Source organism: Rhizobium sp. T1470, from assembly GCF_042140505.1.
Taxonomy (GTDB): Bacteria; Pseudomonadota; Alphaproteobacteria; order Rhizobiales; family Rhizobiaceae; genus Rhizobium; species Rhizobium favelukesii.
In genome coordinates, this window is record NZ_CP148091.1 from 442,143 (window position 1) to 457,802 (window position 15,660).

The 15,660-nt window shown below is 59.9% G+C and carries 17 protein-coding genes; 7 read left to right on the forward strand and 10 right to left on the reverse strand.

The annotated features are described in order from the left end of the window. Positions 1–46: 46 nt before the first annotated feature. Together WGT02_RS02145 and WGT02_RS02150 are read right to left on the reverse strand one after the other, a co-directional pair. Positions 47–559, reverse strand: a complete 513-nt coding sequence (locus WGT02_RS02145; RefSeq protein ID WP_208249301.1) for a prepilin peptidase — start codon at positions 557–559, stop codon at positions 47–49. A gap of 87 nt (positions 560–646) precedes the next feature. Beyond that, positions 647–844, reverse strand: a complete 198-nt coding sequence (locus tag WGT02_RS02150; RefSeq protein ID WP_208249298.1) for a Flp family type IVb pilin — start codon at positions 842–844, stop codon at positions 647–649. Positions 845–1,249: 405 nt separating this feature from the next. Between WGT02_RS02150 and WGT02_RS02155 the strand changes: the two genes are divergently transcribed. The 7 genes from WGT02_RS02155 (at position 1,250) to WGT02_RS02185 (ending at position 6,665) form a co-directional block, all read left to right on the forward strand. Further along, positions 1,250–1,660, forward strand: a complete 411-nt coding sequence (locus WGT02_RS02155; RefSeq protein ID WP_024313414.1) for a pilus assembly protein N-terminal domain-containing protein — start codon at positions 1,250–1,252, stop codon at positions 1,658–1,660. A 113-nt stretch (positions 1,661–1,773) separates the two neighbouring features. Then, the gene (locus tag WGT02_RS02160; protein WP_024313415.1) at positions 1,774–2,391 is read left to right on the forward strand and encodes a TadE/TadG family type IV pilus assembly protein; all 618 of its coding nucleotides are present in this window, start codon (positions 1,774–1,776) and stop codon (positions 2,389–2,391) included. Next, positions 2,391–2,966, forward strand: a complete 576-nt coding sequence (locus WGT02_RS02165; protein WP_024313416.1) for a TadE/TadG family type IV pilus assembly protein — start codon at positions 2,391–2,393, stop codon at positions 2,964–2,966. The genes WGT02_RS02160 and WGT02_RS02165 overlap by 1 nt, the downstream gene beginning before the upstream one ends. A 93-nt stretch (positions 2,967–3,059) precedes the next feature. Then, entirely contained in the window at positions 3,060–4,280 is a 1,221-nt protein-coding gene (locus tag WGT02_RS02170; RefSeq protein WP_208249296.1) for a phosphopentomutase, read from the forward strand. Continuing rightward, a complete protein-coding gene (locus tag WGT02_RS02175; protein WP_208249293.1) occupies positions 4,277–5,245 on the forward strand; it encodes an adenosine deaminase in 969 nt (322 codons plus the stop codon). Before WGT02_RS02170 ends, WGT02_RS02175 begins: the two co-directional genes overlap by 4 nt. 108 nt (positions 5,246–5,353) lie before the next feature. Continuing rightward, entirely contained in the window at positions 5,354–5,983 is a 630-nt protein-coding gene (gene upp / locus WGT02_RS02180) for a uracil phosphoribosyltransferase (protein ID WP_024313419.1), read from the forward strand. A 160-nt stretch (positions 5,984–6,143) separates the two neighbouring features. Continuing rightward, positions 6,144–6,665, forward strand: coding sequence for a TIGR02281 family clan AA aspartic protease (locus WGT02_RS02185; RefSeq protein ID WP_208249290.1), 522 nt, complete (start codon positions 6,144–6,146; stop codon positions 6,663–6,665). Positions 6,666–6,798: 133 nt separating this feature from the next. Here WGT02_RS02185 and WGT02_RS02190 read toward each other — a convergent pair whose 3' ends face one another. The 8 genes from WGT02_RS02190 to WGT02_RS02225 all read right to left on the reverse strand — a co-directional run bounded on the left by WGT02_RS02190 (position 6,799) and on the right by WGT02_RS02225 (position 15,649). Next, entirely contained in the window at positions 6,799–7,599 is an 801-nt protein-coding gene (locus WGT02_RS02190; protein ID WP_024313420.1) for an ATP-binding cassette domain-containing protein, read from the reverse strand. Beyond that, the gene (locus WGT02_RS02195; RefSeq protein WP_208249288.1) at positions 7,592–9,844 is read right to left on the reverse strand and encodes an ABC transporter permease; all 2,253 of its coding nucleotides are present in this window, start codon (positions 9,842–9,844) and stop codon (positions 7,592–7,594) included. The genes WGT02_RS02190 and WGT02_RS02195 overlap by 8 nt, the downstream gene beginning before the upstream one ends. Before the next feature lie 78 nt (positions 9,845–9,922). Beyond that, a complete protein-coding gene (locus tag WGT02_RS02200) occupies positions 9,923–11,005 on the reverse strand; it encodes a substrate-binding domain-containing protein (RefSeq protein WP_024313422.1) in 1,083 nt (360 codons plus the stop codon). A 387-nt stretch (positions 11,006–11,392) separates the two neighbouring features. Next, the gene (gene deoA / locus WGT02_RS02205; protein ID WP_208249285.1) at positions 11,393–12,709 is read right to left on the reverse strand and encodes a thymidine phosphorylase; all 1,317 of its coding nucleotides are present in this window, start codon (positions 12,707–12,709) and stop codon (positions 11,393–11,395) included. A 1-nt stretch (position 12,710) separates the two neighbouring features. After that, positions 12,711–13,487, reverse strand: a complete 777-nt coding sequence (gene deoC / locus WGT02_RS02210) for a deoxyribose-phosphate aldolase (protein ID WP_024313424.1) — start codon at positions 13,485–13,487, stop codon at positions 12,711–12,713. After that, entirely contained in the window at positions 13,484–14,287 is an 804-nt protein-coding gene (locus tag WGT02_RS02215) for a purine-nucleoside phosphorylase (protein ID WP_024313425.1), read from the reverse strand. Before WGT02_RS02215 ends, deoC begins: the two co-directional genes overlap by 4 nt. Next, positions 14,284–14,673, reverse strand: coding sequence for a cytidine deaminase (locus WGT02_RS02220; protein ID WP_024313426.1), 390 nt, complete (start codon positions 14,671–14,673; stop codon positions 14,284–14,286). The genes WGT02_RS02215 and WGT02_RS02220 overlap by 4 nt, the downstream gene beginning before the upstream one ends. Positions 14,674–14,677: 4 nt before the next feature. Then, complete coding sequence (locus tag WGT02_RS02225) at positions 14,678–15,649, reverse strand: ABC transporter permease (RefSeq protein WP_024313427.1); 972 nt, start codon at positions 15,647–15,649, stop codon at positions 14,678–14,680. Positions 15,650–15,660: the final 11 nt, after the last annotated feature.

The window sequence follows — 15,660 nt, forward strand, 5'->3', positions numbered from 1 at the left end:
TTAATGAAAGCCTTCGATTTTAAGTTAACGGAGACTTAATCTGCCGTTACTTCAGGCTTTCCAACGCCGCGATGAAGAGCGGGGAGGAAGGGAAGGCAATAAAGCCGCCTGCGGCGATAGCAATGCCGTAGGGGATCTTCTTGGCGACAAGGAGCGAATCCGGCACTCGCAACCCGATTGTCGTGATCACGTCGCTCTGCATTCGTACTAAGAGGATGGCCGCGGTCAGAAGACCGCCCATGATGCCGACATAACCAACGAATTCCACCAGCGGCTGTCCAAACCCGAACCAGACGGCCGCGGCAGTTAGCAGCTTGGCGTCCCCCCCACCCATGACATTGAGAGCGAAGAAGACAAAACAGGCACCAAACACAACGACGCCTGCAAGTAGATGGTAGCCGAACGTCTGCCAGTCCATGCCAACGAAGGGGGCCAGCGCAAGGAAAGATAGTAATAGAATTGCTGAGATGCGGTTCGGGATGGTCATCGTCAGCGTGTCCATCACCGCCGCAAATGCTAGGCACATCGGAAAGATGGTAATAATGACGCTTGAAGTCATGACCCGATTTACCTCGCAAAGCCGAACAAAATGCAAAGCCGCCCTGAGCGTGTCAGGACGGCCTCTATCCTTAACGGCGGCTTGGCATCAGCAACCGGTGATGCCGCCGGTGGTGCAGGCGCTGCCCATCTTGACGGATATGCCGTTGAAGAGGTTGTTCAGTTTGGTACCCACTGCGGTCGCGCCGGTGATGAGCGCGACGGAGATCAGCGCTGCGATCAGGCCGTATTCAATTGCGGTCGCGCCGGATTCGTCCTTCAGAAAACGGCTAACAAGCTTGGTCATGGTAACTCCTAACTCCAGTTGAGGTTCAGCACGTCCGCCAACTGTTGCCGTTGATCGGATTGCCACAATTTAACCAGCGCCTGTTTCTATCAACTTAAAGAGTTGGGTTACCACTTTGTAAATGCCGACCGACACTTAAGAATGGTAAGTATTCTCTTTCCTGAATGTCTAGAAATCTAGGAAAGGCCCCGCGTGCCTTGCAGTAATTTAAGTTTCCGTTGCTTGTCGGGGCTCCACCGATGTTCGGGGCGGTCAGCAAACTCACTGCATCTCGAGGGAATTGTCTTTTTATGGGTGCGAGCCGCTGGAATCCTGCGCACGTCAGAAGAGAATTAAAGCTTCGTTCACCAATTTTTCTCATGCTGTTCTGCAAAAATCGCCGCAACCCTTCAGAAGAGAACCAAAATGCCCCTGAGTGGCAAGAGGATTTTCCTAGCCAGCGTTCTTGTCGTTCTCGGCCTTTGTACGTCTGCGCACGCGCAGCAGGATGTTCTGCGGGTCTATATGGACCAGGCGCGTGTATTGAAGCTGGATCGCCCGGTAAGCAAGGTCATCGTCGGAAATGCCAAGGTAGCGGATGCAACCGTCGCTGATTCCAAGACGATCGTGCTGACGGGACGCAGCTTTGGAACGACCAACCTCGTGTTGCTCGATGCTGACGGTAACGCGATCTTGGACGAGAGCATCCTGGTGTCGATCGACGAGGCAAACACCGTCCGCGTCTTTCGACAGACGGAGCGGTCGGTCCTTTCGTGTACCCCGAATTGCGAGCAGCATAGCCAGCAGGGAGCGGAGGCGACAGCGGCAGCTCAATAGTAGCCGCCAAATCGCGTTTGCAATCGTCCGTTAAACTTCTGATCCGGCTTGAAACGGAAAATCAACGATCACCCTTTAAAACGGTGTGGTCGAAGCTGTCCCGGATGCATGCCATGAAGGAAACGGATCAAGCAGCGGACGCGGCCTCCCGCCCCCATCGGCGGAAGCGGCCGCGGCTAACCGCATTTGCGCGCTCTCGCGACGGGTCGGCCGCTATCGAATTTGCACTCCTCGCCATACCCTATTTCCTGGTGGTCTTTGCGATCATCGAGACATTCATTGCCTTTGCCGGCGAGGAGCTCCTGTCCAATGCCGTGGATACGATGAGCCGCAAGATGCGGACCGGCCAGATCACACCCGCGAATACGAATGTGACAGCGTTCAGGACGGCGTTCTGCGATGAGATTTCAATTCTGATAAAATGCTCTACAACGGAAGTGGCCACCCCGAACAAGCTGTTCATCGACGTACAGAATTTCTCCACATTTGCCGCCATTCCGACGACGATACCGAGGACGTCCACCAGCGCCTACGCGGACATCAAGACCTCGGACTTCAAATATCTTCCTGGCGGTTCTGGCACGATCAACATGGTCCGGGCCTATTACCGCTGGCAAGTCATAACCGACCTGATACGGCCCTACATTACGAACGTCCGCCCTACTGACGGCTCTTCCTCATATTTTCTAATGGTCGCCACGACGGCCTTCCAGAACGAGCAGTACCCCTGATGGCAGGTCGCGGCGTATTGATCAGGCTTCATCGGCTCGCAAGACGCTTCATCGGCGACCGGCAGGGCGTGGGCGCGATCGAGTTTGCCATCCTGTTCCCGATCCTGGTGATGCTTTACATCGGTGCATTCGAGATCACGATCGGTCTGAGCATCAGCAAGCGCGCAAGCCGGGCGGCGGGCATGATCACGGATGTTGTGACCCAACAGAAAAGCGTGACCAAAGCTTGGCTCACCGATATGCCCTCGGTGGCCTCTGCGGTGTTCGTCCCCTACGGTTCGACCGGCCTTACGATCAAGATCACGGGCATCGCTCTCGATGGTACTGGAAACCCGACAGTGGCATGGTCGTGGGCGCAGGATGGGAGCCGTCCATACGTGGCTAATTCCGCCACGACGGTTCCGGCCGACATGAAGAAAGCCAATATCTTTTTGGTCCGCACCGAACTCAGCATTCCGTATAAGCTCTTCCTGTTTGCACCAAACTTGGTGCCGAACGACAGCACGATCACCATCAGCCGCAGTTACTTCTATCTCCCCCGTGCGAGCGCTACTGTCACGTGCGGCGATTGCTGACTAAGCCGGATGCAGGTTTGCCAAGCGCGCTCTGCCGTTATAAGGCTTGAGCAGTGGGCCCACTGCGTGGACCGTGAATTCGCTGGGTGGAGCATGGCGCGAGCGTTTCTTTTCGTTCTGGATTCTTTTGGCGTCGGCGGTGCTCCGGATGCTGCGGCCTACGGCGATGAGGGCGCCAACACGCTCGGACACATCGCGGAATTCTGTGCGGCGGGTGTTGGCGATCGCGAAGGGTTGCGCTCCGGCCCGCTGCAGCTTCCGAACATGTCGGCTCTTGGTCTGGTGCATCTGGCAAAGGCCGCGTCGGGGCGCTTCCCGGCCGGGATGCCGGTTCCGGAAAAGGTCTACGCGATGTTCGGCTCCGCCAGCGAAGTTTCGCATGGCAAAGACACCCCGTCCGGCCATTGGGAGATCGCCGGAACGCCGGTAACATTCGACTGGGGCTACTTTCCAACCGAGGGGGAAGCCTTTCCGCCGCAGCTGGTCGAAGCGCTCTGCAGGGCTGCGGACGTTCCGGGGATACTCGGCAACTGCCACGCGTCGGGCACCGACATCATTGCCCGCCACGGCGAAGAGCATATCCGGACTGGAAGGCCGATCTGCTACACCTCGTCCGACTCCGTCTTCCAGGTTGCCGCGCACGAGACGCATTTCGGCCTCGACAGGCTCATGACCTTCTGCACGATCGCGCGGGCGCTGCTGGACCACTACAACATCGGCCGCGTCATCGCGCGGCCGTTTGTTGGGGAAGCCGCCTCCAAGTTCCAGCGCACCGGAAACCGGCGCGACTTCTCTGTGCCGCCGCCGGAGCCGACGCTTCTCGACCGACTGGTCAAGGAAGGTCGCAAGGTGCATGCCATTGGCAAGATCGGCGACATCTTTGCGCATAAGGGGGTATCGCGGGTGGTCAAGGCGAATGGCAATGAGGCGTTGATGGATGCCAGCCTCGCAGCCATGGACACCGCCGAGGATGGCGAACTGGTTTTCACAAACTTTGTCGATTTCGACATGGTCTACGGCCATCGCCGGGATGTGGCAGGCTATGCTGCCGCGCTTAAGGCCTTTGATGCCAGGCTGCCCGAAGTGGGCGGCAAGCTGAAGCCCGGAGATCTCGTGATCCTGACCGCCGACCATGGCTGCGATCCGACGTGGCGCGGCACTGATCACACGCGCGAACGCGTGCCGATCATTGCCTACGGGCCGGGGTTGCGGTCTCGCGATGTCGGCATCCGCGCCACCTATGCGGATATCGGCGAGACGATTGCGCGCCATCTGCGCATTCCGCCGGGGGCGCACGGGAGAAGTTTTCTATGACGTCGCATTTGAAGAAGGTCGAGTTGCACTGCCATCTGGAAGGTGCGGCGCCGCCAACGCTTACCTTGGCACAGGCCCGCAAGTACAACATCGACATCAGCCCCTATCTAGCTGATGGCGCCTATGTCTGGCATGATTTCGCAAGCTTTCTGCAATGCTACGACAAGGTCTCGGAGGTCTACAAGACCGAAGAAGACTATGCGCTGCTGACTGAAACCTATCTTGAGGAACTCGCCGCCATAGGCACGATCTACAGCGAGCTGATCGTGTCTCCTGATCACGGCAAGCGGATAGGGCTTGGTGCGGACGCTCACATCGAGGGTGTGTGCGAAGGTATTCGTCGTGCGAAGGCGAAAAGCGGCATCGAGGCACGTCTGATTGTCACGGGGGAGCGTCATTTCGGCCCCGAAAGTGTCATTGGCGCCGCGGAATATGCTGCTAGGGCGAAAAATCCGCTTATCACCGGATTCAATCTTGCCGGCGAGGAGCGAATGGGTCGGGTTGCCGACTACGCGCGCGCCTTTGACATCGCGCGCCATGCAGGGCTCGGCCTCACCATCCACGCGGGCGAGGTGTGCGGCGCTTTCAGCGTTGCCGAGGCGCTCGACGTCGTCAGGCCCTCGCGCATCGGGCACGGCGTGCGCGCCATAGAAGACATGGATCTCGTCCGGCGGATCGCCGACCTCGGAACGGTGCTCGAAGTCTGTCCCGGCTCCAATATTGCGCTGAGCGTCTTCCCGGATTTCGCCTCTCATCCGCTGCCACGGCTCAAGGAGGCCGGTGTACGCGTGACGATCAGTTCGGACGACCCGCCGTTCTTTCATACGTCGCTGAAGCGCGAGTACGAATTGGCCGCCGAAGCGTTTGGCTTCAGCGATGCCGCAATTGATGAGATGACGCGAACCGGTATCGAGGCAGCCTTCGTCGACGAGCCGACGCGCCAGGCACTTTTTGCCCGGATGTGATCCCTCTCGCCTTGGGGAGCGCATTGCAAAATTGCCTCCGCTCTTGCAGTGGAGGCAATTTCCATGGAAGAAACATCCGATAAGAACAACGATAGGAAGGGCTCGGCCATGGATGGCGTAACGGTCATTGATCACCCGCTTGTGCAGCACAAACTCACGATCATGCGGCGCAAGGAGACCTCTACCGGGAGTTTCCGTCGGCTCCTGCGCGAAATCTCTACGCTGCTCTGCTACGAAGTGACCCGCGATCTGGAGCTCACGATGGAGACCATCGAGACGCCCCTGCAGACGATGGAATCGCCGATCCTCGAAGGCAAGAAGCTCGTCTTCGCCTCGATCCTGCGTGCCGGCAACGGCCTTCTCGAAGGCATGCTCGATCTCGTGCCGTCGGCTCGCGTGTCGCATATCGGCGTCTACCGCGATCACGAGACGCTGCAGCCGGTCGAATATTACTTCAAGGCTCCCGAGGATATTTCGGAGCGCCTGATCATCGTCGTCGACCCGATGCTTGCCACCGGCAATTCGTCGATCGCCGCAATCGACAAGCTCAAGGAACGCGGAGCCCACAACATTCGCTTCCTCTGCCTTCTGGCGGCACCCGAGGGCATCAGAAATTTCCGCGATGCCCATCCGGATGTTCCCGTCTTCACCGCCTCCATCGACAGCCATCTGAACGAGAAGGGCTACATCATGCCTGGTCTCGGCGACGCCGGCGACCGCATGTACGGCACGAAATGATTTGCACTCCGTTTACCAAATAGAGGCAGTTGATGGCCCGGACATGCTTGCCGGGCCATCTGCTTTGCCGGCATTAGCAACTTGTCAGTAATTATGGCGTAGCAGCTAGAAGCATGGCCACGCATGACGCGGGGTTTATACAGGAAGGATTTCTGTCCCGATGCTCCTGCGCACCGTCATTTTTGCAAGCATCGCCGCGGTGCTTGCCACACAAATTCCGTCCCTCATGGGAAAACCCGGCAGCGAAGCGGTTGTTTCGGCCAACTTTGTAACCGGCAGCACCGAACAGCTACCTGCCACGGCGGTTGATGGTGGCACGATGCGCCTGCAGGCCGATGCCCAGGGACATTACTCCGGAGACTTCAGGATCAACGGTCGACAGGTGCAGGGCCTGGTCGACACGGGCGCAACCTATGTCGCTCTGAACGAGAGCTTCGCCCGACGCCTTGGCTATACCGGCAACCAGCTTGATTTCCGCTACTCGGTGGACACGGCCAATGGGCAGACAAAGGCGGCGCACATCACATTGGATCGGGTAGAAATCGGTGGCATTCGTGTGCGCGACGTGGAGGCTTTCGTGCTGAAGGATGACGCCCTTTCCTCGACGCTCGTCGGCATGAGCTTCCTCAGGAAGCTTGCCTCCTACTCCGTTGCAGATGGATCCCTCAGTTTGAAGCAATAGACCGGGGTATCGAGGACTTTCCGCAGCGTACGGGTCATCAAGACCGCACATCATCCCCTCACGGCGCTACGCCGTCGTCGAAAACTTGTCGAGGCAAATCCACACCCGGGCGTAATGCAGGTTGGGCATGACGTCAGGGCGTCGATGGCCGATCAATGTGTCTTGCCTCGTCGGCTGTCAGCGCGTTCTCGCGGGTGCCGGAGACAATTATCTCCAAGACCTCGTGCTCGTCCGTGTTTTTGACGTAGCGGTCGCCGACATACTCTCCGCGCTTGAGGACCATGACGCGATCACCCACGGCAAAAATATCAACAAGGCGGTGCGAGATGATGATTTGGGCAACGCCCTGCTTCTTCAGCTCCAGCATGGTTTCGAGCAGCCGTTCGGTCGCCATCACGGAAAGGTTGGCAGTCGGCTCGTCGAGGATCACGACGCGCGGTTCGAACGAGATCGCGCGGGCAATCGCTACAGATTGCTGTCGACCGCCTGACAGGCTTTCAACCTTTTGATAGACGGAATTCACGTCGACTTTGAGCCGTTTCAGAACACTGTCGGCCTCGGCATACATCTTTCGTCGGTTGACGAAGGGGCCCCTGAGGGGCCAGCGGCCAAGGAAGATGTTCTGACCGACATCCATGTTCCCGCAAAGCGCGAAGTCCTGATAGATCATCTCGATTCCGGCGTCGCGGCTCTCGTGCGGACCCTTGAAATACACCGGTTGCCCAGCAACCAGGATTTCGCCGGAATCGCGCTGATAGGCACCGGTCAGAATCTTCATCAGCGTCGACTTGCCGGCCGAATTGTCGCCGACTAGGCCGAGAATCTCGCCTGGATAAAGCACGAGATCGACTTTGCGGAGTGCCTGCACGGCTCCGAAGGCCTTCTCGATGCTCCGCATTTCCACAATCGGCTGCAAGGGCTGCGCGTCAGCCATGGATGCGTTCTCCCGTTGGCGCAGCTTTCGTGAAAAGGCCTCGCAGGCGCGCGAAGACATTGGCCTGACGCACCCATATGTCGATCAGCACTGCCACAATGAGGATGACCCCAATGAAGACATTGATCCAGTGCTGCGGCATGCTGAAGCCCTGGACGTTGAGCTGCAGGAGTGCCCGGATGAGCGTGATGACGGCCGCACCGGCAAGCGAACCGATCATCGTGCCGTAACCGCCGAAGATCGATCCGCCGCCGATGATAACGGAGGCGATGGCGTCAAGCTCCCGGAACTGGCCGGCAACCGGGTTGAAGCTGCGGAAGTAAGCGACGTTGATGATCCCGGCCACGGCTGCGCACAGAGCGGCCAGCATGAGTGAAATGAAACGCACGCGGTTCGTGTTGATGCCGGCATAAGCGGCGGCGCGGACGTTGCCGCCCGCCGCGCAGACTTTTAGTCCGAATGGTGTGTAGGCAAGCACGATACCAGCGATGACGGCGACCAAAAACATAAAGATCGTCTGGATGCTGACGACCTCGGCCACCGAGCGAATGATCCCCGGCGGCAGCGATAGGCCGAAATGCAGGAGAACGTCATTCACCTTGCGACCAAGCAGGTTGTAGCCTTCAGGCCAGCCGGTCAGTTGCTGGCCGGCGACGAACCAGGCGGCGAGACCTCGGGCAATGTAGAACATGCCGAGCGTGGCAATGAAGGCGGGTAGCTTGAAGCCGACTGTGACGACGGCGTTGACGAGGCCGGCAGCGCTCCCCGCGAGCAGCCCCATCGCTACAGCAGTGAACGGATCGGCGCCCAATACCTTCAAGAAATAGGCTGCGGTGCTGCCTGCAAGCGCAAGCACTGCGCCAACGGAGAGATCGATATCGCCGGCTGCAATGACGTAAGTCAGTCCGACGGTTATGAGTGCCAGTTCTGTGTAGTTGAGCAGGATCGCGAAGGTGTTGGGCAGATTCCACCAGTAATCGGGCCTCAGCGCCAAGCCGGTCAGCCACAGCACCGCGGTCAGGATGATGGCGAGCGCGTCACGGCGCGCGAGGAACTTGCCGAGCCCGGTAGCCGAGAGTGCGATATCGGTCGCCATCGCCCCTTTCGTCTGCGCGCCCTCCAGGGCCACGCCGCCGGTCTCGTAGGCCGGCGGCGGTGGTCTGCCGCGGATCCAGGCCCAGAACCTGGCCGCGATCTGGCGGCGAATGAGGAACGGCTCGATGAGCACGGCCGTGACGAGAAGGAGACCCAGGAAAACCAACACGGCACCGGCGGGTAGGGTGAACCTGGCACCGACGGCAATGCTCTCCCCATCGATAACGACGGTACGCGTGATCGGCCAGCCCTCGCGCAATACCTTGTCGATCAGCACGACGGCTGCGGCACCAAGGCAAGACCCGATTACCCGACCGCGCCCACCCAGGATCGATGCACCGCCTATGACGACCGACGCGATAACGGTGAGTTCCCAACTGACGCCGTAGAGAGGAGTGACACCCTTGTCCTGCGCAGCTGACAGGAGAGCAGAAAGGGTCGCGCAAAGCGATGAGAGCAGGTAAGCGCGAATGCGCACCCAGCGCGTGCGGATGCCGGCATAGGCTGCAGCCTGCTCGTTTCCGCCCGTAGCAAAGGTCTCATAGCCCCAACGGGTCTTGGCAAGCACATAAGCGCCGATGACAGCGATGAGAAGGAAGATCGCGATCTGGTTGTTGAAGCCGAGAGCATTGATCTCGCCGAGATGAAAGAAGAGCGGATAGTCTTTCGCCTTGCTGGAGTAATAGATCGCCTGACCATGCGTAAGCGCAAGAACGAAGCCGCGACCGATGAAAAGCATCGTCAGCGTAGCAATGAAGGCAGGCACTCTCAGGGTCGTCACAAGCACGCCGTTGACGAGGCCAATCACCGTGCCCAGCAGCACACAGAAGATTGCGGACTCCATGACCCCAAAGTCGAGAACGTTCGACGCAAAAAGCCTGGCGAAAACCACGGCGATCAGTCCGTAGGTGGAGCCGACCGAAAGATCGAGATCCTTGTTGGCGATGACAAAGGTCATTCCGACCGCGATGGTCCCGACACGGGATGTATCGCGCAGCAGCGCGTGAAGGGCTTCCGGAGAGCCAAAAAAGGCCGGATTGACGAAAGCGCCGCCGAGATAGAGCAACATGAGGAAGAGCAGCAGCCCAGCCTCCCAGCCGCCGACGAGCTGAGGCGGTGCGCGGCCTAACGATGTTGTCGTGGACGCCATGGTCTCTGCCGATCAACCTTGCCGTCGCGATGCCGGAGGCTTGCGTCCTCCCGCATCGATTTCAGGCGTTTCAGGTGGTTAGTTCTCGAAGCGCTTGCCAACGTTTGCGACGGTCTCCTTCGTCACCAGTTGTGCACGCGTGTCGAGGTTGGCGGCAGCAATGCCGCGATCGATCTGCAGGTAAAGCTGCATGACAGGCCAGAAGCCCTGCAGGAAGGGTTGCTGTCCCAGCGAGCCGGTCAGGTTTCCAGCGGCAATGCCCTCTTGCTGCGCCGGGCCGAGATCGAAACCAAATGCGCAGAACTTGCCGGTCCGCCCCATCTGCGCGACCGCCTTCACGAGCGGTGGCGTGAAGACGTTGTTGGCTGTGAAGGCGCCGACCGCGTCGCCGCGGGACTCGAAGAGCGAAACGAGCGCATTGACCGGATCGTTCGGGTTCGTGTCGATCCCGACATTCTCCGGCCCGGCGTCGACCTTGAAAGCGTCAAGCTTGCCGGCATCCTTCAACGTCTTGACGATGGCGTTGAAAGCGGCAGTCACGCGGTTGTTCACCTCAACGTTGCCCATCGCGGTCGACGACGGCAAGAGAATCGAGCCGCTGGTCGCGCCGCTTGCAAGCACGCAATTGGCGAGTGCCTCGCCGCCGATTGCTGCGGCCGATGCGTCCTGGCCGGTATGACTAATGTTGTTGCGATGGAGGATGGTCCCATCGAACGAGTTGGTCGTCGCGATCGGTATGCCTGCCGCCTCGGCTGCCTTGACGATGTCATTATAGGCGCCAATCTGCGGCGTCGTCATGATAATACCGTCTATTGTCGGGTCCTGGGCAATCTGGTTCAGGATCTCGATCTCACGCGCTGGATCGTCTACCGGTGATTCCGAACCGAGCAGCAGGATCTTGGCGCCGATCATGTTGCCGGCGACGGTCGCGCCGACATAGACAGGATCAAAAAAGCCGTTGCCTGCCGTATGCGTCACGATCGCGAAGGTCAAATGACCGTCAGCCGAATGGAAATCTTTCGTGCCGGGCGCTTCCTTGGCAGCTTCTGCAAAATTGTAGCCGCCAACCGCTTTCTCAACGCTGCCCGACTGCGCAAATGCGTGCGAGACGCCGAGCGATAGTACCGCAGCTGACGCCGCGTACAGCAAAGTCCGCCTCATGATTAATCCTCCCTTGAGCCAAGGGAGGAAAGCCGTTCGGGCGCAATTTATAGACAGTGAGGGCCGAAGGCTTCCTCCCATGCGCTAATATTCTGCGCAATTGTGATGCAAGTAAACGATGAACTCATCGTAAGGGTGAATTTGTTTGCCGTGGACACTTCTTATACTTGTGTTGACCGGCAAATAGCCGTCGAAGTCGTGTTTGGATGCCTCCAGGCAGATCGGAGCGCATTTCGCCAGCGCTGGCGGGCGTCGGTATTCGAAATCCAGGACCGGGCATCACCGGTTACGGCATTTGCAGCCGCGGACCTTCGACCCGGCACAAACCGACGGACACCGGGTATGGCGATGGCTGCGGGATTGACCGCCCGCATCGGGTTGCCACTATCATCTAGCCGCGATGCGCTGGCACACGACTGTGGGAATAGCCGGTTGCCGTTCATCGATCCGGTAGTTTGCGGTCAGGGCTGCCACTGCGGCATCTGCCGAAGCCTCGCTTGCGGCATGCACCAGCGCAATCGGGTCGCCTTGTTCGACAGCCGTGCCAAGCGGAAGAATGTCTGAAATCCCAACGCGATGATCGATCCTGTCGTCGGGATGCCGTCGTCCGCCACCGAGGTCGACAACGGTCATGCCGATCTCGCGAACGTCGCAGCCGCAAAGCCAACCGGGCCGAGGCGCGGGAACCGGCTTCGTGACCGGTGCCTTGACGAGATATTTGTCCGGCGCTTGCAAAAGATCCGATGGGCCGCCGAGAAGGTGGACCATGCGGGCAAACTTCTCGGCGGCGCTGCCTGAAGCAAGGGCGTCTGCGGCCCGCGTTTCACCGTCCCGCAGTGACGAGGCCAGGCCGGATTTCATCAGCATCTCGGCCGCAAAGGCCAGCACGGCCGCCTCGAGGCGTGTGTTCTTCTTGCCGCCTGCCAGAAATTCCAGGCAATTGCGGATCTCGACGGCATTTCCTGCCGCATCCGCGAGCGGCTGGTTCATGTCGGTGATCAGCGCCGACGTCCTGACGCCTGCGCTATTGGCGACATCGACAAGCGCGCGGGCCAGTGTCTCGGCGTCTTTCGGCTCGGCCATAAACGCGCCGCTACCGACCTTGACGTCGAGGACCAGTGTCTGCAGCCCGGCCGCAAGTTTCTTCGAGAGGATCGAGGCGGTGATGAGCGGGATCGAGTCGACGGTCGCCGTCACATCCCGCACGGCGTAGAGCTTGCCATCGGCAGGAGCAAGGGCTCCGGTCTGCCCGATGATAGCGCATCCGACATCCTTCACGACCTTGCGAAAGAGGGTTGCGTCGGGGGTGATGGTGTAGCCGGGAATGGCTTCGAGCTTGTCCAATGTTCCGCCGGTATGGCCAAGGCCACGACCGGAAATCATCGGAACCGCCAGGCCGCATGCTGCGGCGATCGGCGCGAGCATCAGGGAAACGTTGTCGCCGACACCGCCTGTTGAATGCTTGTCGGCGATCGGACGGTCGATGTCGGTCCAGCTCAGCGTGTCGCCCGAGTGCGCCATTGCAAGCGTCAGGGCCACGACCTCTTCGCGCGACATGCCCTTGAACCAGACTGCCATGGCAAAGGCGCCGATCTGCCCCTCCGAGAGCTGGCCGGACGCAAGTGCGGCAATGAACGACTGAATGTCCCCTTCGGAAAGCGTCTCGCCGTTTCGTTTCTGGCGGATGATCTCCTGCGGGATCATTTCAATAGCTCGATGCAGCGGCGGGCGCGGATTGCGTGCCGCTAAGAACGGCAAGGATATCGTCGAGCAATCCGGACGCACCGAAGCGGAAGGTGGATGGCATGGGCCAATCCGGTGCCATGATCGTCTCCGCAAGGCTCAGATAGAGCGCAGCGTCTGCCACCGATCCGATACCACCCGCCGGCTTGAAGCCGACCTTACGGCCACTCTGGCGGATGACCCGCAACATGATGTCGGCAGCTTCCAACGTCGCATTGACGGACACCTTGCCGGTGGACGTCTTGATGAAATCAGCGCCGGCCTCGATGGCGAGTTCGGAGGCGCGACGGATCAGCGCCGCGTCCTTGATTTCGCCAGTCTCGAGAATGACCTTCAGAAGAACCGGATCCTTGCACTCGGCGCGGACGGCCGCAACCATGTCGGTGACGGCCTTGCCGCTACCCGTCATGAACTTGCGATAGGGGATGACGAGGTCGATTTCGTCGGCGCCATCGGCAATCGCCTCGCGAGTTTCGGCGGCGACGTCGGCAACTTCCATCTCGCCGGAGGGGAAGTTGACCACGGTCGCAATGCGCACCGGATGGCCTGTGCCGAGGACGGCGCGGGCGCGGGCAACGAAGCGTGGCCAGATGCAGATCGCTGCCGTGCTGCCAAAAGGGGTCTGAGCCCGGGCGCACAGCGCATCGATCTGCGCCTCGGTGCAATCATCCTTGAGGTTGGTGAGATCGAGGAGGGAAAGGGCGACGGCCGCCGTCTCCTTGCTGGAATGACTGGTCATTGTTCGCGTTCTCCTGCAATCATTTCTTTCAGTATGGCAGCGAGGCGAGCGCCGCCGATCGGAGCCATGTCCTTGGTTTCGTCATGGCTCAGTTCGCCGCCGGTCATGCCGGCTCCATAGTTGGTGATAACGGACGCTGCCGCAACCCTTAAGCCCAGCATTCGCGCGATAATGACCTCCGGCACGGTCGACATGCCAACGGCATCCGCGCCGAGAATGCGGGCCATCCGGATTTCAGCGGGCGTCTCGAAGCTCGGACCAGAAAACCACATATAGACGCCTTGCGACAATGCGATGCCGATCGTCGCTGCAGCCTTACGCATCTTGTCGGCTAGGCTTGCATCGTAAGCGCTTGTCATGCCCACGAAGCGTCGGTCACTTTCCTCGCCGATCAGCGGATTCATGCCGGAATAGTTGATGTGATCGGTGATCTGCATCACCGAGCCGGGCGGCATGTCGTTTCGCAAGGAACCGGCGGAATTAGTCAGGATCAAGGTTTCAATGCCAAGACCCTTGAGTACCTCGATCGGCAGCCGCATCGCGCTCGCATCGCCTTTCTCGTAAAAGTGGACCCGGCCGGACAGCATGACGACCGGGACACCACCAAGCGAACCGGCAACCACCTCGCCGGCATGGCCCGAAACAGCGCTGACCGGAAAGCCGGGCAAATCATGGTACGGAATGCGATGCGCGTCTGTCAGTTGGCCGACCAGCGAACCGAGGCCGGAGCCAAGCACAATGCCGTAGCGCGGCGAAAGGCCGCCGAGCTTGCCGGCAAGCACGTCCAGCGCGGCGCTCATCCGAGTTCGGTCTCGAAGCTGAAGGGCAGGAGCTCGTCCATGGTCATCGTCTTCTTCACGCCGGCTTCGTCGCAGAGATAGATCTTCGTATCCTTGGAAGCGAACTCCGAGATCTTCTGCCGGCAACCGCCACAGGGCGGGCAAAGGGGCAGCTTCTCGGCGATAACAGCCATTTCGACGATTTTCTTGGCACCGCCCATGATCATGGCGCTGATAGCGGTCGGCTCCGCACACCAGCCCTGCGGGAAAGACAGGTTCTCGATATTGGCGCCGGTATAGACCTTGCCATCCTCGGCGCGGATCGCTGCACCGACCGGGAACTTCGAATAGGGGGCATGAGCGAAAGCCATGGCTCCGCGAGCGGCCTCGAAAAGATCGTGGGACATGTTCTCAACGTTCCTTCGTATAGGGGATACCCCCCGCCTTCGGCGGGATTGCCACGCCGATGAAACCGGCGAGCAGAATGCAGGTGAGGATATAGGGCAGCGCCTGGAAGATCTGCACCGGCACTTCGCCGATCAGAGGAACCTGCTTGCCCTGCATGAAGTTCGCCAGCGCATCGAGGAAGCCGAAGAGGAGGCAGGCGAACATGACGGGTACCGGCTTCCACTTCGCAAAGACCAGCGCCGCAAGCGCAATGTAGCCCTTACCGGCCGACATATCCTTGATGAAGGCTGCCGATTGCGCGATCGCCAAGTAGGTTCCGGAGAAACCGCAGAGGATGCCGGCGCACATGACCGCACGATAGCGCAGCCAGCTCACCGAAATGCCCGCCGTATCGACCGCGCCGGGATTCTCGCCCACCGCCCGCAATCGCAAGCCGAAGCGAGTGCGATAGAGGATCCACCAGGAGAGGGGAACGGCAAGGAAGGCAAGGTAAGTCAGGATGTTGTTGCCCGAGATCACGTTGGCATAGAGCGGACCGATGACGGGAACGCCGCGGATTGCATCGGCACCGGGCAGCACGATCGGAGCAAAGCGGGCGTCCGGAAGCAGCTGCGGCGTGCGACCGCCCTGGCCGAACCAGGCGCCGCCGAGAACGATCGTGATACCGGCGATGAAGAAGTTGATCGCCACGCCCGAGATGATCTGGTTGCCGCGATTGGTGATGGAGGCGAAGCCATGCACGAGGCTGAGCGCCATTGAGCAAATGATACCGGCACCAAGACCGAGCCAAGCTGAGCCGGTCAGGTAGGCGACGCACGCCGCCGCGAACGCCGAGCCAAGCATCTTGCCTTCGAGGCCAATGTCGAAGATGCCGGCACGCTCGGAGAACAGACCTGCCAACGCGGTGAAGATCAGCGGGATCGACAAGCGGATCGTGGAGCTCAGGACGCTGATGAAGATGTCATAATAATCCATCGTCCGTTCCC